This window comes from Leucobacter sp. G161 (assembly GCF_001482305.1).
GTDB lineage: Bacteria > Actinomycetota > Actinomycetes > Actinomycetales > Microbacteriaceae > Leucobacter.
In genome coordinates this window covers 13809-30858 of record NZ_LOHP01000043.1, presented here as the reverse complement: position 1 = coordinate 30858, position 17050 = coordinate 13809, and the positions used below count along the sequence as shown (strand labels likewise).

Below are 17050 nucleotides of genomic sequence, written 5' to 3'. Positions count from 1 at the left end.
CGGCTAGAGCAGCTGGTGTTGGCGCCGCGAGATGAGTTCGCGCAGCATGATCGACGTCGCGGTGCGGAGTACCCCGCGGCACTTCATGATGGCCTGCGTGATTCGGTAGACATCGTCGGCGTCGCGCGCAACGATCTCGATCGAGAGGTCGCTCTGCCCGGACACCGCGACACACTCAATGATCTCTGGGATCTGTTCGAGGTCGGCGATCGTGAGGTCGAGCTTGTCCTGGTTCGCCTCGGCGGTGATGTGCGCCCGCAGCGGCCAGCCGAGCGCCGGCGGGTGGAGTCGCGGCGAGTGCGCCTTGAGCGCGCCCGAGCGCTGCAGCCGATCAAGTCTCGTGTGTACGGTGCCGCGTGCGAGACCGAGTTCGTACGCGATCGCCTGCACGGTCGCGCGTGAGTCTGCGTCGAGGGCAGCGAGGATCCGCCGGTCGGTGGCGTCGAGGAGATACATAATGATCAACATAGCGTCATTAGAAGCGATACGTATCGGTCACTTCGATCAATGCGACAACGATCACTTGTTTGAACTGCCAGTTGCCGATTGAATTCTTGACATGACACCTGCATCCACGCTCGCGACCTCGGTTGATTCGACAGCTGCGGCATCGCAGTCCCTGACCGGCTTCACCCACGAACACCTGAACGTCTCGACCGGGCCGCGCTCGGGCCTGACGATCATCATCGCCGTGCACAGCACCGTCCTTGGCCCGGCGCTCGGTGGCTGCCGCGTCTGGAACTACGGCAGCTGGGACGAAGCAGTCGCCGACGCGCTCCGCCTGTCGAGCGGCATGACATCGAAGAACGCCCTCGCGGGCCTCGCCGCAGGTGGCGGCAAGTCGGTCATCGCCCTCGCTCCCGGCCAGAAGCTCGAGGGCGATCAGCGTCGCGACGCGTTCCTGGATCTCGGGGATGCTGTTGAGGCGCTGGGCGGCGCGTACATGACTGCCGAGGACGTGGGCACGACAGCCGCGGACATGGCCGTCGTTGCCGAGCGCACCGCGCACGCCGTCGGGCTGCCCGAGGACCAGGGTGGGCTTGGCGATCCCGGTGACTTCACCGCACGCGGCGTCCACTCCGCGCTGCTCGAGGCGCTCCGTCGTACGCACGGGGCAGCAGACGCACGCGACCGCAAGATCACGATCGTCGGCCTGGGGCACGTCGGCTCATCGCTCGCGCGCCGTCTCGCCGACGAGGGTGCGCAGCTCACACTCTCGGACATCAACGAGTCGAAGCGCGAGCTCGCCGCAGAGCTCGGGGCCGAGTGGGCCGAGCCAGCAGCCGCGCACCTCGTGCCGGCAGACGTGTTCATGCCCGCTGGTGTCGGCGGCATGCTCTCCCCGCAGGTCATCGACGAGCTCGATACTGCCGCCGTTGTCGGCCCCGCGAACAACCAGCTCGCCCAGCCGAACGGCGCCGAGCAGCTCGCCGGCCGCGGGATCCTCTACGCGCCGGACTACCTCGTGAACGCCGGCGGGGTGCTCTACCTGGGCGCGGAGGGCGACCTCGATGCTCGGCTCGCGCGAATCGACGCGATCGGCGGCACGCTCGCGCGCGTCTTCGACGAGGCGCATGAGCAGGGGATCACCACCGTTGCCGCCGCAGACCGTGTCGTTGAGGGCATGCTCGCGCGATAGGTTGCAGACGCATCGACTGACCGCCCGGAGCAGTGCTCCGGGCGGTTTGTTGTGTTGCGAGACAATGCGGGTGAGGTGCTCTTGGCCTGGTCAACCAAGCTGGTGCGTCGCGGAAGCGTTAGTCTGCGACTATGACACAGCAGACGATCGACCAACAATCAGTTTCCGAGGCCATCGCTGAGGCCGCAACTGCGGCAGGCGTGAGCGTGTTCGCGCACGCGCGCGACCTCGACTCGGGCGCAGAAGTTGGGTACCACTTCGATGAGCCCACGGTGACCGCGTCGGTGTTTAAGGTGCCCGTGCTCCTCGAATACGTGCGTCAGGTCGCCGCGGGCGAACTCGATCCCGCCCAGCGGATCCTCGTGTCGCCGGCGAGCGTCACGCGTGGGCCAACCGGACTGAGCGTGTTCTCAGATGAGACCGAATGGTCGCTGCGCGATATCGCCACTTCGATGATCACGGTCAGCGACAACGCGGCGACCGACATTGTCGTCGAACTCGTCGGTGTTGACCGCGTGAACGCGACGATGGCGGAACTCGGGCTGCCAGGGACGCAGCTTGTGGGCGACTGTGCGACGCTCTTTGCGAGCATCGCTGATGATCTGCAGGCGGCTGGTCTCTCGCTCACTGAAGAGCTGACGCTCAACGATGTCGCCACAGCCTCGGAGTTTGCGGCGAGCACGCCAGCGAAGACCAACCGCTCGACTCCGCGCGAGGCGACACGCCTCCTCGAACTGCTCTGGACGGATGCCGCGGCGACGCCGGCGGCATGCGCGGAGGCGCGCAGAATTCTTGGCTTGCAGGTGTGGCCGCACCGTCTGAGCTCCGGCTTTCCGCAGGACGATGTCAAGATCAGCGGGAAGACCGGCACCCTCGGTATCGTGCGCAACGAGATCGGTGTTGTTGAGTTTGCGGATGGCAGGCGGCACGCCATTGCGGTGTTCCTGCGCAGCACGGAGCTGCTCTCACGCAATCCAAAGGCAGACCGCGTCATTGGCACGGTCGCGCGGCTGCTGTCCGACGCGCTCAACGTGCGGGCGTAACAGCGCCCTGTGACATGCCTCAGGCCTCCCGTGAGGGAGGCCTGAGGCATGAGCGTCTGTGCGCGCCCACTGCGGGGAGGTGACGTTAGCGGTTGATGAGCGGGAGCATCGCGCGCATCGAGTTCGCCGCGAACTGGTAGCACGCGGTGATGAAGTTCACTGCCTCGCGCGGAGAGTGCGCAACGACCTTGATGGTGCGGATCGCGGTGCGCTCGGAGGTCGGGATCATCTGGGCGAGCTCGGCTGCCGAAATGTTGGGCATATCGATCTCGATCTCCATGCGCTCGGGGACCTCGCTCACGTGCAGCGTGCGTGCGCCAGCGACCGCGCGTGCAGCGGCCTCGCCGATGAGGCGGCGTGATTCGGTGGGGGAAATGGAATCGGCGGCGTTGTAGCCGTGCGCCTCCTTCACGGTGACCGTTTCGATGCCAGGCAGCGTCGCCGCAATGTCGGCGCAGATGATGTTGTCTCCCGTGAGTAGCGCGACCGGGACGCCGACAGCGGCTGCCTGCAGCGCGTTGACGTCGGCCTCTGACACGGCTCGGCCGTTGACGCGCACCTCGTTGAACAGCGAGGAGAACGTGTGGGCGATGACTCCCGGTCCGCCGGCGGCCGCGTGGTAGCCGATGAACAGTGCGACATCATGGTCCTTGTCGATGCCCTCGGCCATGCAATCCATCTTTGGGCTCCCGAAGACGACGCGAGCGCGCTGATCGAGATCCTCGTGGATGAGGTTGTCCATGGTGCCGTGGCTGTCATTGATCGTGACAGCTGTCGCGCCGCCCGCGAAGGCCCCGGCGATCGCGGCGTTCGCCTCGCCGGTCATGAGGTGCTGGGCGCGAGGATAGCCGTGACCGCCCCGCACGACCTGATCCATTGTGGCGATACCAGCGACGCCCTCCATGTCGATTGAAATATAGACGCGCATGCGTTGACCTTTCCCGGGTGAGCCCCGCGGAACACTCTGTTCGCGGCGAAGCCGTAGGCTTCCAACTTCGAAGCCTAGAAGGAAACCCACAGGGGATGTTGGTCAACCGGACAGTTTTTGCGGAGGTTGCCTGGAGTGTCCGACAATGCGGGGGGATTTGGTTCTCCGCAATACTGAGTAGGCAGCTATGACCCAACGGCGAGGAGAGCGCATGCCAGCTATTTCTGCGAGTCCCGAAGTGGACGACCCACCGATCACGAAGCAGAAGCGGGAGTCGTTCCTCGTCAGCAAACCGTGGGTGGCCTATCTGATTCGGCGCGGCGGTTACTTCGTAGTTTCGATGTTTGTGCTTATCACCGTGGCGTTTCTGCTCATGCAGCTCATTCCCGGCGATCCGGCGCGCGTGTCGGTTGGCGAGAACGCCTCGCCCGAGGCCGTCGAAGCGCGGCGCGCGGAACTCGGGCTCGATCGCCCGGTATTTGTGCAGTACCTGTCGTTCTGGAAGGGGCTGTTTACCGGAGACCTCGGTGAATCGATCAGCTCGCGGATGCCCGTTATCGACGTCATTATGCAGCGCGCCCCTGCAACGCTCGAAATCGCGTGGGCAGCCGTAGCAATCTCACTGATTGTCGCGGTCTGCCTCGGGCTGACGTTCGGCGCACTCACCCACGGAGGGCGGCGGCCAGGCGTCGACGCGGGCTTCAACTCGGTGACTGCCGCGCTCGCACTGATTCCAGAGTTTCTCGCCGGAATTCTCCTGGTCTACCTGTTTGCGGTCACGCTCGACCTGCTGCCAGTCGCCGGCAGGAGCGGCTTCTCGTCGTACATCTTGCCGGTCATCGCGCTGTCCTTCGGGCCTGCTGCGGGACTCACGCGAATCGTTCGGGCCGAAACGCTTTCGGTGCTGCAGCAGGACTACGTGCGCACCGCCCGGTCGCGGCGAATGCCAGCAGTCAGGTTGTACGGCAAGCACGTCCTACCGAACCTGCTCACCTCGACCCTCACGATCTCGGGTATGGCGCTCGGTGGAATGATCGCGGGAACCGTGCTCGTCGAGAGCATCTTCGCGTGGCCAGGACTCGGGGGCGTGATCGTGCAGTCGATCCAGGAGAAGGACTACCCGCTTGTCCAAGCCATCATCATTTTCTACGGAGCGGTGGTGCTGCTGATCAACCTCGTCATCGATATCGTCCTCATTCTGTTGGACCCGCGCACTGCATTGGATAAGTCATGACCACGACCCATCGTTTTCTCGCCGCGCTGCGCTCACCGCTCGGCATCGTTGCGGCAGTATCGTTTGCCGCGCTCGCGTTCCTCGCGATCTTCGCTCCCATCATCTGGGGGCAGCAAGCCGCTGTCACGAACACCAGTATGATTTCGCAGCCGTCGAGCGCGGAGCATATTTTCGGCACCGATGGCAGCGGTCGCGACATTCTGCTGCGTACACTCGTCGCCACGAGGCTCTCGGTTGTCATGGCGCTGAGCGCGACGGCCGTTGGGATCGTCTGCGGAGTGCTGCTCGGTCTCCTCCCGCTCGTGCTCGGCGGCACACCGGGGCGCTGGTTGGTGGCCGGCATTAATATCGGTGTCGCGTTTCCTGGGCTCCTGCTGGCGATCGCCTTCTCGGTGATCCTCGGTCAGAGTGGGTTTGCGGCGAGCCTTGCGATTGCGATCGCGATGATGCCGAACTATGCGCGTCTCGTGCACAACCTCGCCGCATCAGTGTGGGGGCGCGATTACGTGTCGGCTGCGCTCGTGCTGGGGGTTCCGAAGCGGCAGATCGTGTTGCGGCACGTACTGCCGAACATTCGCGATCCACTGCTCGTGAATGCCGCGCTCACCGCGGGCGGGACACTCCTCGCGTTCGCGGGGCTGTCGTTCCTCGGCCTCGGCATTCAGGTTCCGGAGTACGACTGGGGGCGGATGCTGAATGAAGGCGTGAGCCGCATCTTCATTACGCCGGCTGCGGCGCTGGTGCCCGGTGTCGCCATCATTCTTGCGGGGATGACATTCATGTTGCTCGGTGAGGTCCTCAACCGGGTGCTCGCCGTCGGCGCACAGCGCACCCTCTCGAGCAGAATGCTGAAGCGACTCGCGCGATCCCGTTCGGCGGCGGTCGACGCGGCAGCTTCGGCTACCGGCCAGATTGCCACGGATGCAGCGAGCGAACTCGTGCTTTCGGTGCGCGGGCTAAAGGTGTACGCGCCGCAGGGCGAGGAAGAGCTGCGACCGCTCGTCGACGGCGTCTCATTCGATATTGCGCGCGGCGAGATCGTCGGCGTCGTTGGTGAGTCCGGCTCGGGCAAGAGCCTCACGCTGATGTCGATCGCTGGGCTCGTTGAATCCCCGCTGCACGTCACGGCTCGCTCGGCGAGCTTCGACGGCGAGGATCTCGTGCTCAGCGAGGACGGTCACCCGAAATCGCTCGATCACCATTTTGGAACGCGTCTGGCGATGGTGTTCCAGGACCCCATGTCGTCGCTCAACCCTGCGCTGCATGTTGGCACTCAGGTCGCGGAGACCGGCATGCTGCACCTCGACATGGACCGCAGCGAAGCAAAGCAGGCCGCCATCGACAGGCTTGACGCCGTGCGGATCCCGGACGCAGAGCGCAGATACTCGCAGTACCCACACGAATACTCTGGCGGCATGCGGCAGCGCGCGATGATCGCTGCCGGCCTCATTGGGAAGCCGTCGCTCATCCTTGCCGACGAGCCAACGACTGCGCTCGACGTCACCGTGCAAGCGGGCATTCTCGAGCTGCTCAAGCGGATCAACGAAGTCGACGGCACCGCCATCATGTTCGTGTCGCACGACATTGCGGTGGTCACGTCGCTGTGCACGCGAGTGCTCGTGATGTATCGGGGGAGACTCGTCGAGGACATTGCCGCCGACGAGTTGCGGGCTGGTCACGCGGTGCATCCATACACGCGGGCGCTCATGGCGACCGTGCCGACCATGGAGAGCCCGCGGGGTGAACCAATGGCTTCGATCCCAGACGACGCAGACTTCACGGGAACCTCGCCAATCGGCGTGCTTGAGGCCGTGCTGCCACCAACCGGCGCTATTAGCCTGATTGATTTTGAAGGAGGAGCGCGATGAGTAACCAGCTCACCTTCGAGTCGCTCAGCATCACCTACGGGCATGGCGCGTCCGCGTTTACCGCTGTCGACGGAGTGGACCTCACCCTCCGAGCCGGCGAAGTGCTCGGCCTGGTCGGAGAATCCGGGTCAGGCAAGTCCACGATTGCGCGCGCAGCGGTGGGGCTTGCTGAGCCATCGGGTGGGCGGATCCTGCTGGGGGACACCGAAATCTCGCACGCACGCGGAGCGGTTCTCCGCGAGCGGCGCCGAGTGCAGATGATCTTCCAGGATCCGCAGTCGTGCTTTAACCCCCGACGCAGCATCGGGCAGTCGCTCGACGAAGCGCTCATCGCCGCACACCGTCGAGAGGGGACATCGACGCCGCAGCTGCGGGCACGCAAGGACGAGATTGCGAATCTCCTCCGCGCCGTTGCGCTCCCTGCCGAGACGGCGCTGCGCATGCCCGCACAGTTGTCTGGCGGTCAGCGCCAGCGCGTCGCGGTCGCGCGAGCGATTGCCGCCAAGCCCGCGGTGATCCTCGCCGATGAGATTACGTCGGCGCTCGATGTTTCCGTGCAGGGCTCGGTGCTCAATCTCCTCAAGGAGCTGCAGCGGGAACTCGGGTTCTCGATGCTCTTTATCAGTCACAATCTGGCGGTCGTGCGGATCGTCTGCGATCGCGTCGCGGTGATGCGTAGCGGTGCCCTTGTGGAGGTCGGAGACACGGTTGACGTGATGACCGCGCCCACGCATGACTACACCCGCGAGCTGATCGCGGCAGTGCCGTCGCTCTAACTCACCTGTCCACTACTCACCTCTTGCCCAACAATTGTTCAGGGCGACAATATCGGTCCGGAGAATTGTGGAGCACGCCGAAGTGCTTCGCGCGCTGTGCCGAGATGATTAAGACCTGAGCCTTAACACGAAGGAACACACTATGAAGGCGTTTACGATTGTCAGCCTGGCGGCTGTCGGCGCGCTAGCGCTCACCGCCTGTGGCGGCGGCAGCACTCCAAACGAAACCGGCGGGGAGCCCGTGATTGACGGAACTCTCACCGCCGCGATCAGCCGCGACCCCGGCCTGTTGTTTCAGCCGCTCAACCCGAGCTCGGCACTCGGTGCCGTCAGCACCTGGGCCTACGAACGGCTCGTGTACTTCGATACCGACGGCCAGCCTCAGGGGTGGCTCGCGGAGTCGTGGGAGGAAACACCAACGTCGTTGCACTTCGTCGTCCGCGATGACGCCGTGTGCTCCGATGGAACAAAGCTCACCGCTGAGACCATCGCGAACAACTTCCGATGGATCGCAGACCCGGCGAATAGCTCAACCGCTCTTGGCACCGTCGTGCCGGCAGATGCGACGATTGAGCACGACGACACGAGCGTGACGATCACCACTGAGAAGCCGAACCCGTTCATGATCACGGCCGTCGGCTCGCAGACGATCTACTGTCAGGCAGCGCTTGACGATCCGCAGAGTGTGGCCACCTCCACGAACGGGACGGGCCCGTTCGTGATGACCGAGGCTGTCACGGGCGACCACTACTCGTTTGAGCGGCGCGACGACGACACCTGGGGACCGAAGGGCGCACCGACCGGAGAAACCCCCGGCTACCCGAAGAACGTTGTGGTCAAGATCGTCGAGAACGAAAGCACGCGAGCCAACCTGTTGCTCTCGGGTGAGCTCAACATCGCGGCAATCGCCGGTCCCGACGAAGAACGAGTCGCCGACAAGGTCGACCTGCTGTCACAGAACACGCTCATCAGCGGCGGGATCCTCTACAGCCAGGCTGAGGGGCAGCCAACCACTGACAAGGACGTGCGCATCGCGCTCACGAAGGCGTTGAACCTTGACGAACTCATGCAGGTCAGCACCGCTGGCAAGGGCGAACGCGCACCGCGACTCGCTGTCGCGAAGCCGCAGGTGTGCCAGTATGACGCGGCAACACCCAACCTCCCCAAGACTGACATTGCTGCCGCCGAGAAACTGCTCGACGCTGCCGGCTGGGTGAAGGGTGCCGACGGGAAACGATCCAAGGATGGCACGCCGCTCGTGCTTGAGTTCGCGTGGCAGACTCGCGGCGCAGAGATCGCAGCAACCGCCGAGATGATGGCTGAGCAGTGGGCTGAGATCGGGGTCGGCACGAACCACCTCGGGGCAGAGTACGGCGCATTCATCGAGCGAATCAGCACCCCGGGTGCTGCCTCCGAACTCGACGTCATCTGGCTCGCGGCAAACCTCCCGGTGCCGAGCTCCCTGATGCCATACTTCTCCGGCCCGTCGCCAGACAAGGGCAACAACTTCGCAGCGCTCTCGAACCCCGAGTTCGACAAGCTCGTTGCGGAGGCGAACACGCACACCGGTCAGGAAGCATGCGACGCGTGGGAAGTAGCAGAGGCAGAAATGTACGCCTCGGCCGACTACGTTCCGTTCGCTGTGGCATTCGAGTCGACCTACTCGCAGGGCACTGCCTCACACGAGATCGACGAACTCTACACGAGCCTGATTCTCGTTAAGTAGCTGCTCCGGTTGGGGCGGGCAGGGAGACCACCTCTCGGCGCGCCCCAACCGCCCAGCACCCCTCTTCACCGCACCAGATTTTAGGAGTCACCGATATGACCAACGCACTCAGCCAGAACGCCTTCGACCCGGTCCGATGGGAACGGTTCCTGGCTGAAAGCGCGCGCCGCCACCAGGTCCCCGGCATCGTTGCCGGCGTGCTCAGCATCGACCCCGACAGTGGCGTCGAGCAGCGGTTCGTCGCGAGTACAGGCGTGACGAACAACGTCACCGGAGTCGAGACCTCGCGTGACGCGCTCTGCCAGATCGGATCCGTGACCAAAGTGGTGACGTCGACCATGATCATGCAGCTGCGCGAAGAGGGCAAGCTCGACCTCGACACCCGCATTGCCGACCTGCTCCCCGACACGAAGCTGTCGACGACTGATGACGGCTCCATCACTGTGCAGCACCTGCTCACCCACACCTCTGGAATCAACGGCGACGTGTTCACCGACACCGGCCGCGGGGACGATTGCATCGAGAAGTACGTCGCGTTACTCAAAGACGCAGAGCCACTGTTTTCGCCAGGTAACGGCTGGTCGTACTGCAACTCGGGTTTCGTCGTGCTCGGCCGCATCATCGAGCTCCTGGATGGTCGCAGCTGGGACGCATCCGTCCAAGCCCGCATCAGCGCCCGACTCGACCTCACACACTTCCTCACTCTGCCCGAGCAGATCATGAGCCACCGTTACCAGCACGGACATACCCGCGAGCTCGGCAGCAAGGTATGGTCACCTGCACCTGTTACCGGGCTCATGCGTTCGGTGGGCCCCGCGGGAATCATTACCAGCAGCGTTGACGACATGCTTGACTTTGGACGCTCCTTTTTGCGGGAGGGACGCGGCTCGGCCGGTACCGCACTGCTCAGCCCGGAATCCGTGCGACTCATGTCCGAACCACAGGTCGATCTCGGCGATGCTGACGCCCTGTCTCCGCAGTGGGGGCTTGGGTGGATCCTCGATGATTGGAATGGGCACCGTGTCGTCTGGCACGGCGGCACGACGATCGGCAACAAGGCGTGGTTCCAAGTGCTTCCGGACGATGGCGTCGTCATCGTTGTCTTCTGCAACGGCGGCGTCGCCAACGCTGCAGGTGCCGAAATCGTTGGCGCGTTTGCCCGGGAGTTTGCCGGTACGACGACCGGGGCCAGTGTCGCGCCCGCGGGCCCGGCGCGCGACGTGGTTATTCAGGACGAGTGGCTCGGAACGTACGGTGACTTCATCACCACCTTCGAGATCGTCAAGACCGAGCAGGGCACGCTCCAGGCAAAGCTCTCGCAGAGTCTCGACCCCGAGAAGCCAGGGCAAGCGATCACGGTCGACCTGTTCCCGACAGACAAGCCCAACCGCTTTACGGGCCGGCCCGACACACTCACGACGTGGGCTCAGCTCACATTCACCGAGGTCGACGGACACCCGTGCTTGTACTCTGACATTCGTTGCCTGCGTAAGCGGGACAGCACCGAAGCGGCCGCCTGATGCCTCGAGTGCTGTTGCGTGGCGGGCGTGTCATTGATCCCGGAACCGGATCGGATCGCATCGCCGATGTCCTCATCGAAGACGGCAAGATCGCTGCGGTTGGGCTCGAACTTCAGACAGAACAGGCCACGGAAGTCGATGTCACCGGAATGGTCGTTGGCCCCGGATTCGTTGACTTGCACAGCCATGTGAATTCGATCGCGGGGCAGCGTCTGCAGGCGCGCGACGGGGTCACAACAGCACTCGAACTCGAGGCCGGACTACTGCCAGTGGAAATCGCCTACGCCGAAGCCGCGAAGCAGGGGAGGCCCATTAACTTTGGCTTTTCCGCGTCCTGGGGCATGGCGCGCGCCGAGGTGCTTTCCGGCCGGCCGGCCGACGCGAACTTCGTTGGTGCGCTGTCCATGCTGGGAGACCCCGCTTGGCAGGCAAGTTCCACCCCAACACAGCTCGGCGCGTGGCTCGGCAGGCTTGAGGAGGAGCTCGCCGATGGTGCCCTCGGGATCGGGGTGTTGCAGGGGTACGCGCCGCAGTCTGACCCGCGGGAGTACCTCGCGGTGAACGAGCTGGCTGCCCGCGCTGGGGTGCCAACGTTTACTCACGTTCGTGAGATCGTCGAGTCCGATCCCGGGACCCCCATTGACGGGACCGAGGAGGCCGCGCGCGCAGCGATGGAGTTTGGCGGACAGGTTCATCACTGTCACGTGAACAGCACTTCCCGGCGGCACGTCGACCGGACGCTCGGCGTTATCGAGCGCGCTCGTTCCGGCGGCGCACACATGACCGTCGAGACGTATCCATACGGCGCAGGTAGTACCGGGATCGGGGCGGCGTTCCTCGCGCCCGAGCGGCTGCACGTGTGGGGGATCGGCCCCGCCAATATTGTGCTCGTCGAGTCGGGGGAGCGCATTGTTGACGAGGCCCACCTGCGGCAGGTCCGCAGCACGGACCCTGGCGCCGCATGCATCGTGGAGTTCCTCGACGATACTGACGCGCATGATCAGGCACTACTTGCTCGTTCGCTCGCGTTCCCTGACAGCATCGTCGCGTCTGACGCGATGCACGTCACCTGGCCGGACCGCTCAACCGATACGCGCGAGTGGCCGCTGCCAGCGGGGGGCACCACGCATCCGCGAACCGCAGGAACGTTTGCGCGCTCGCTCCGCCTCATGGTCCGGGAGCAGCAGGTGTGGACCTGGGGTGAGGCGTTCCGACGCTGCAGCTACCTCCCCGCGCGGGTGATGGACTCGACCACCGCTGCGTTTCGGGCGAAGGGCCACCTCGCCGTTGGCGCCGATGCCGACATCGTGGTCATTGATCCGCAGCGGGTCACTGACCGCGCCACCTATCTCAACAGCACGCGCCCCTCGATCGGGATCGCACACGTCCTCGTTGCGGGGGAGTTCGTCGTGCGTGACGAGGACGTTGTCCTCGACGCCTACCCGGGCAGAGGCCTGCGAGGCCAGCTCCGATGAACGACCCCAAGCACGCGCGTCCTCGCCAACACTTTCCACCGGTACTCATGAAGAAAGGTCCGTCGCTATGACCCCGGACACCGCACGTCTCGCAGACATCGTCGCGACGATACACACCCTCGTTGAATGCGAATCGCCCTCGGACGATCATGCCGCGGTCGCGGCCTCCGCGAATCTGGTCGCGGAGGTGGGTGAATCGCTCCTGGGCGTCGCTCCCGAGCGCATCGTGCTTGACGGTGTGAACCACCTGAGGTGGAGCTTTGGGGCGACCACGCGCGTGCTGCTGGTCGCGCATCACGACACGGTGTGGCCGCTCGGCACACTGGAACGGTTGCCCTTTGCAGTCAGCGGCGGGGTCCTGACCGGGCCGGGCAGCTTCGACATGAAGACCGGGCTCGCGATGGCGATGCACGCCATCGCTGCGCTCGAGGACCGCGACGGCGTCACCCTCATCGTCACGGGCGACGAGGAACTCGGCTCACCCACCTCGCGCGGGCTCATCGAGGAGAGCGCGCGTGGAGCTCGTGCCGCGTTCGTGCTCGAGGCAGCAGCAGACGGTGGCGCCTTGAAACTCGAACGCAAGGGCGTCTCGCTCTACGAACTTGTGGTGCACGGCCGCGCTGCGCACGCCGGGCTCGAACCGGAGAAGGGCGTCAACGCGTCGGTCGAACTCGCTCACCAGCTGCTCGCCATCGCCGCACTCGGAAACGCCGAGCTCGGCACCACGGTGACACCGACTGCCGCGATCTCCGGTACGACGAGCAACACGGTGCCGGCGCGTGCCTCCTGCAAAGTCGATGGGCGCGCCCGCAGCGGTGCTGAGCAGCGCCGCGTCGACGAGGCAATGCGCGCACTCACGCCCGTGCTGCCTGGGGCTGAGCTTGCAGTGATCGGCGGGGTGAATCGTCCTGTGCTTGAGCTCGAGTCCTCCGCGGATCTGTTCGCCCGGGCTCAGACGATTGCGACGCACCTCGGCCTCGCGGCTCTCACCGGTGTTGCCGTCGGCGGCGCGAGCGACGGCAACTTTACCGCCGGCATAGGCGTACCAACGCTCGACGGCCTCGGCGCGGTCGGCGGCGGCGCACACGCTGACACTGAGCATGTGCTCGTCGAGGAGATCGAACCACGAACCAGGCTGCTCGGCGCGCTCATGGCCGACGTCTTGACTGAATCCGGAGCGGGTGAGTGATGACTGAAATCTCACGAGAAGACGTGCATCAGGCGCTCGCTGATGCGGCACGGGTGGCCGCCGTCGCAGGGGTGACCGTGCGCGAGATGCACGGCCGCGATGAGGAAGCCCAAGTGGCTGAGCTGCTGGCGGTGATCTGGGGCCGCACCGCGGAGAATCCGGTCGTCCCCACGGAGTTTCTGCGGGTGCTCGGAAAGACTGGGAACTACATTGGCGGCGCGTTCATCGACGGCGAACTTGTCGGAGCATCGCTCGGGGTGCACTCCAGCCCCGAGCGGCGCACGCTGCACAGCCACATCGCCGGAGTGCTGCCTGGCACTGTTGGGAGGTCGATTGGCTACGCGCTGAAGCTGCATCAGCGGGCCTGGTCGCTCGAGCGGGGCATCGACGTCGTTGAGTGGACGTACGATCCACTCGTGTCGCGCAACGCGGCGTTCAACATCAGGAAACTTGGCGCGCTGCCCGTCGAGTACCTCGAAAACTTCTACGGGGCGATGGCCGACACGATTAACGCGGGCGATCTCAGCGACCGCCTGCTCGTGCGCTGGTACCTCCGCGATCCGCACGTGTCGGCCTTGGCCGCGGGGGCGCAGCCTGTGCCCAGCGACGCGGGGGGACATACGATCGCCGTCCCCGACGACATTGAGGCGCTCCGCGTCTCCGATCCTGAACGGGCAAAACAGTGGCGCGGCGAGCTGCGTGAGACGCTCACTGACGTCCTCAACGACGGCGCACGGATCATCGGGTTCGAGCGTGGAGTCGGCTACATCTTGGAACACGCATCAACAGAGGAGAAGACTGATGAAGATTGAGGGCTTTGAGCTGCGCCGTGTTGGGTTGCCGCTCGTCTCGCCATTCCGGACATCGTTCAGCACGCAGACTGAGCGGGACATTTTGCTCGTCAAAGTCGTGACCGACGAAGCAGAGGGCTGGGGGGAGTGCGTCACTCTCGGTGATCCGCTCTACTCTCCCGAGTACACCGACGGCGCCGCCGACATCATGAAACGCTACTTCATTTCCGCGATCTCGGGTGTGCGTGACGCGATTGGCGTCGGACAGGCCCTGCACCCGTTCAAGGGGCACCCGATGGCAAAAGCGGCGCTCGAGACCGCAGTGCTCGACGCAGAGCTGCGGGCGAGCGGGCGGTCGTTCGGTCGTGAACTCGGATCGGTGAAGGATCGCGTGCCCTGCGGCGTCTCGGTCGGCATTATGGACTCGATTCCCGAGCTGCTCGACGCCGTCGGCGGATACATCGACGAGGGCTACGTCAGAATCAAACTGAAGATCGAACCCGGGTGGGATATCGAACCTGTGCGTGCGGTGCGTGAGCGCTTTGGCGACGATGTCCAGCTGCAGGTCGATGCGAACACCGCGTACACGCTCGCCGATGCGCGCCATCTCGCGAAGCTCGACGACTTCGATCTGTTGCTCATCGAGCAACCCCTCGAAGAAGAGGACATCGTCGGTCACGCTGATCTCGCGAAAATGATGAAGACTCCGATATGTCTTGACGAGTCGATCACCTCTGCGCAGACTGCTGCCGCAGCGATCCGACTCGGCGCAACGAGCGTCATCAACATCAAGCCTGGCCGGGTTGGCGGCTACCTTGAGGCCCGTCGTATCCACGACCTCGCGGTTGCCGCTGGCGTGCCCGTGTGGTGTGGCGGCATGCTCGAATCCGGCATCGGCCGCGCAGCGAACATTGCGCTCGCCTCGCTTCCCGGATTCACGCTGCCAGGCGATGTTTCTTCAAGCAGCCGGTTCTACGAGACTGATATCACCGAGCCCTGGGTGATGGAAGACGGTCACCTGACGGTTCCAACGGGTCCGGGGCTCGGCGTCGCGCCGATTCCCGAACTCCTCGAAGCGTTCACAACGAGCGTCGAGTGGGTTGCTGTCTAGGCGCGTGCAGCCGAGGAGAGCGAGTGAGCGGGCGATATGCTTCCCTTCATGAGTGACCGTCACGAGCCCCGCTTTCCCCGGTTCAGCTTCGCGCGAATCCTGGACGATTTGGGGATCACGCTCCTTGAGGTGGTGCACGGCCGTGCCGACGAGCAGCAGCCCGTTGGCGGAGTCGTGATCTTCGATCCGTTCGATGAACCCCTGTACCCCGAGCACGCCTTCGTGCTCGGGGTTGGGGTGCACGGCAGCCAGGCGCTCGCTGAGCTCATTGCTGGGCTTCCGGATCAGTCGGTCGCAGCTGTCGTGGTGCGTTCGCCGGTGGAAATAACCGACGAGGTGCGCCAGGCAGCGGACGAACGCGGAGTGGTCGTGCTCGGGCTCGCCCGCGGTGCGACCTGGACGCAGCTCGCGGCCCTCCTCCGCACGCTGCTCGCAGAAGACGATGTCGGTGACACTCATGTCGACTCCCTCGGCGGGATCCCCTCGGGTGATCTCTTCGCCGTCGCGAACGCGATTGCTTCGCTGCTCGATGCGCCTGTCACGATCGAGGACCGATCCTCACGTGTGCTTGCGTTTTCAGGGAGGCAAGAAGAAGCGGATAGCGCGCGAGCGGAAACGATCATCGGTCGCCGGGTCCCGGAACGCTACACGGAACGACTCACCGAACGCGGCGTGTTTCGGCACCTGTACCGGAGCGATGACCCTGTCGTGATTGATTCGGGTGTTATTGATTCGGTCGTGTCTGCAAACGACGGGTCGACGCAGCGCGTCGCGATTGGGATCCGAGCTGGCGACGAGGTGCTGGGATCCATTTGGGCAGCCATGGACGGGCCGCTCACGCACGAGCGCACCGTTACCCTGCGTGACGCAGCCAAGCTTGTCGCGCTCCACCTGTTGCGGCTGCGTGCCGGCGCTGACGTGCAACGGCGGCTGCGCGCCGAGCTGCTCAGCACTGCACTCGAGGGCGGTTCGGGCGCGAGCGAGGCGCTCTCCAGGCTCAACCTTGCTGGCCAGTCGGTGTGTGTGGTCGCGGCGGTGCTCACTGGCACCGACCACGCTGCGACGGAGGGCGCTGACCAGGCGCTGATGGCAGAGCGCGAGCGGTTCACTGACGCGCTCGCGGTGCACCTGTCTGCGATGCGCCCGGGATCCGCTGTCGCGCAGCTGGGCGATACTGCGTATGGCATCCTGCCCGAGCCGCATGACCCTGGCGGAGCTCACGCGGTCCGCACGATGGAGGACTTCCTTGACCGCGTGGGTGGCAGGATGTCTGCCGTGATCGCGGTGGGACCGCCCGCCAACGATATTGCTGGGATCGCGCGATCGCGAAGCTCGACGCGACGCGTCCTGCGAGCGCTGCTTGAACCGGGGCAGGGCGGAACGGCGAAGCCACTCTCACGCGTCGCGCGCCTCGCTGACGTCCACGCTGCCGTGCTGATGCGTGAGCTCAAGGACCTCATGGTGGTGCGCGGAGACGAGTTCACCGGCCCCGTCCCCAAGCTACTCGCGCACGATAGCAAGCAGAAGGGTCACCTCGTGGATACGCTGCGGGCCTGGTTCGATCACTTCGGCGATGTCGGTCAGGCAGCGGCGACGCTGTTCGTGCACCCGAACACCTTCCGCTATCGCCTGCGACGCGCGGTCGAGATCAGCGGCATCGATCTCGACGACGCTGACGATCGGTTCGCGGCCATGCTGCAGCTGCGGCTGCTCGACCGCTAGCGCCGACGGGCGGTAGCGCCGACGGGCG

At 64.9% G+C, this 17050-nt stretch carries 14 protein-coding genes; 12 read left to right on the top strand and 2 right to left on the bottom strand.

Annotated features, from left to right (window positions below):
- Positions 1-3 precede the first annotated feature (3 nt).
- The gene (locus tag AUL38_RS03365; RefSeq protein WP_059059285.1) at positions 4-468 is read right to left on the bottom strand and encodes an Lrp/AsnC family transcriptional regulator; all 465 of its coding nucleotides are present in this window, start codon (positions 466-468) and stop codon (positions 4-6) included.
- Between the two features lie 91 nt (positions 469-559).
- On the opposite strand from AUL38_RS03365, the gene AUL38_RS03360 reads away from it, so the two are divergent.
- Entirely contained in the window at positions 560-1639 is a 1080-nt protein-coding gene (locus AUL38_RS03360) for a Glu/Leu/Phe/Val dehydrogenase family protein (protein WP_083506549.1), read from the top strand.
- A gap of 131 nt (positions 1640-1770) precedes the next feature.
- Complete coding sequence (locus tag AUL38_RS03355; RefSeq protein WP_059059284.1) at positions 1771-2682, top strand: serine hydrolase; 912 nt, start codon at positions 1771-1773, stop codon at positions 2680-2682.
- 85 nt (positions 2683-2767) lie between these two features.
- Here AUL38_RS03355 and AUL38_RS03350 read toward each other — a convergent pair whose 3' ends face one another.
- Positions 2768-3610 (bottom strand): M55 family metallopeptidase, encoded by an 843-nt coding sequence (locus AUL38_RS03350; RefSeq protein WP_059059283.1) that lies wholly within the window; start codon positions 3608-3610, stop codon positions 2768-2770.
- A 211-nt stretch (positions 3611-3821) separates the two neighbouring features.
- Between AUL38_RS03350 and AUL38_RS03345 the strand changes: the two genes are divergently transcribed.
- The 10 genes from AUL38_RS03345 to AUL38_RS03300 all read left to right on the top strand — a co-directional run bounded on the left by AUL38_RS03345 (position 3822) and on the right by AUL38_RS03300 (position 17022).
- Entirely contained in the window at positions 3822-4844 is a 1023-nt protein-coding gene (locus tag AUL38_RS03345) for an ABC transporter permease (protein ID WP_083506548.1), read from the top strand.
- Entirely contained in the window at positions 4841-6712 is a 1872-nt protein-coding gene (locus AUL38_RS03340) for a dipeptide/oligopeptide/nickel ABC transporter permease/ATP-binding protein (protein WP_059059282.1), read from the top strand. The genes AUL38_RS03345 and AUL38_RS03340 overlap by 4 nt, the downstream gene beginning before the upstream one ends.
- Positions 6709-7488: an ABC transporter ATP-binding protein gene (locus tag AUL38_RS03335; RefSeq protein WP_059059281.1), complete on the top strand. Its 780-nt coding sequence runs from the start codon at positions 6709-6711 to the stop codon at positions 7486-7488. Before AUL38_RS03340 ends, AUL38_RS03335 begins: the two co-directional genes overlap by 4 nt.
- 142 nt (positions 7489-7630) lie before the next feature.
- On the top strand, positions 7631-9214 hold the full coding sequence (locus AUL38_RS03330) for an ABC transporter substrate-binding protein (protein ID WP_059059280.1): 1584 nt from the start codon (positions 7631-7633) through the stop codon (positions 9212-9214).
- A gap of 95 nt (positions 9215-9309) precedes the next feature.
- On the top strand, positions 9310-10734 hold the full coding sequence (locus AUL38_RS03325; protein ID WP_059059279.1) for a serine hydrolase: 1425 nt from the start codon (positions 9310-9312) through the stop codon (positions 10732-10734).
- The gene (locus AUL38_RS03320) at positions 10734-12209 is read left to right on the top strand and encodes an amidohydrolase family protein (protein WP_059059278.1); all 1476 of its coding nucleotides are present in this window, start codon (positions 10734-10736) and stop codon (positions 12207-12209) included. The genes AUL38_RS03325 and AUL38_RS03320 overlap by 1 nt, the downstream gene beginning before the upstream one ends.
- Positions 12210-12276: 67 nt before the next feature.
- Entirely contained in the window at positions 12277-13398 is a 1122-nt protein-coding gene (locus AUL38_RS03315; protein WP_059059277.1) for a M20 family metallopeptidase, read from the top strand.
- Positions 13398-14210: a hypothetical protein gene (locus AUL38_RS03310; protein ID WP_059059276.1), complete on the top strand. Its 813-nt coding sequence runs from the start codon at positions 13398-13400 to the stop codon at positions 14208-14210. Before AUL38_RS03315 ends, AUL38_RS03310 begins: the two co-directional genes overlap by 1 nt.
- A complete protein-coding gene (gene menC, locus AUL38_RS03305; RefSeq protein WP_059059275.1) occupies positions 14200-15300 on the top strand; it encodes an o-succinylbenzoate synthase in 1101 nt (366 codons plus the stop codon). The genes AUL38_RS03310 and menC overlap by 11 nt, the downstream gene beginning before the upstream one ends.
- A 48-nt stretch (positions 15301-15348) precedes the next feature.
- Complete coding sequence (locus AUL38_RS03300; protein WP_059059356.1) at positions 15349-17022, top strand: helix-turn-helix domain-containing protein; 1674 nt, start codon at positions 15349-15351, stop codon at positions 17020-17022.
- The last annotated feature ends 28 nt before the right edge of the window (positions 17023-17050 follow it).

Excerpts from the sequence above, each read along its gene's own strand:
- AUL38_RS03365 (WP_059059285.1), bottom strand. The coding sequence starts at position 468 with ATGTTGATCATTATGTATCTCCTCGACGCCACCGACCGGCGGATCCTC.
- AUL38_RS03360 (WP_083506549.1), top strand. The coding sequence starts at position 560 with ATGACACCTGCATCCACGCTCGCGACCTCGGTTGATTCGACAGCTGCG.
- AUL38_RS03355 (WP_059059284.1), top strand. The coding sequence starts at position 1,771 with ATGACACAGCAGACGATCGACCAACAATCAGTTTCCGAGGCCATCGCT.
- AUL38_RS03350 (WP_059059283.1), bottom strand. The coding sequence starts at position 3,610 with ATGCGCGTCTATATTTCAATCGACATGGAGGGCGTCGCTGGTATCGCC.
- AUL38_RS03345 (WP_083506548.1), top strand. The coding sequence starts at position 3,822 with ATGCCAGCTATTTCTGCGAGTCCCGAAGTGGACGACCCACCGATCACG.
- AUL38_RS03340 (WP_059059282.1), top strand. The coding sequence starts at position 4,841 with ATGACCACGACCCATCGTTTTCTCGCCGCGCTGCGCTCACCGCTCGGC.
- AUL38_RS03335 (WP_059059281.1), top strand. The coding sequence starts at position 6,709 with ATGAGTAACCAGCTCACCTTCGAGTCGCTCAGCATCACCTACGGGCAT.
- AUL38_RS03330 (WP_059059280.1), top strand. The coding sequence starts at position 7,631 with ATGAAGGCGTTTACGATTGTCAGCCTGGCGGCTGTCGGCGCGCTAGCG.
- AUL38_RS03325 (WP_059059279.1), top strand. The coding sequence starts at position 9,310 with ATGACCAACGCACTCAGCCAGAACGCCTTCGACCCGGTCCGATGGGAA.
- AUL38_RS03320 (WP_059059278.1), top strand. The coding sequence starts at position 10,734 with ATGCCTCGAGTGCTGTTGCGTGGCGGGCGTGTCATTGATCCCGGAACC.
- AUL38_RS03315 (WP_059059277.1), top strand. The coding sequence starts at position 12,277 with ATGACCCCGGACACCGCACGTCTCGCAGACATCGTCGCGACGATACAC.
- AUL38_RS03310 (WP_059059276.1), top strand. The coding sequence starts at position 13,398 with ATGACTGAAATCTCACGAGAAGACGTGCATCAGGCGCTCGCTGATGCG.
- menC (WP_059059275.1), top strand. The coding sequence starts at position 14,200 with ATGAAGATTGAGGGCTTTGAGCTGCGCCGTGTTGGGTTGCCGCTCGTC.
- AUL38_RS03300 (WP_059059356.1), top strand. The coding sequence starts at position 15,349 with ATGAGTGACCGTCACGAGCCCCGCTTTCCCCGGTTCAGCTTCGCGCGA.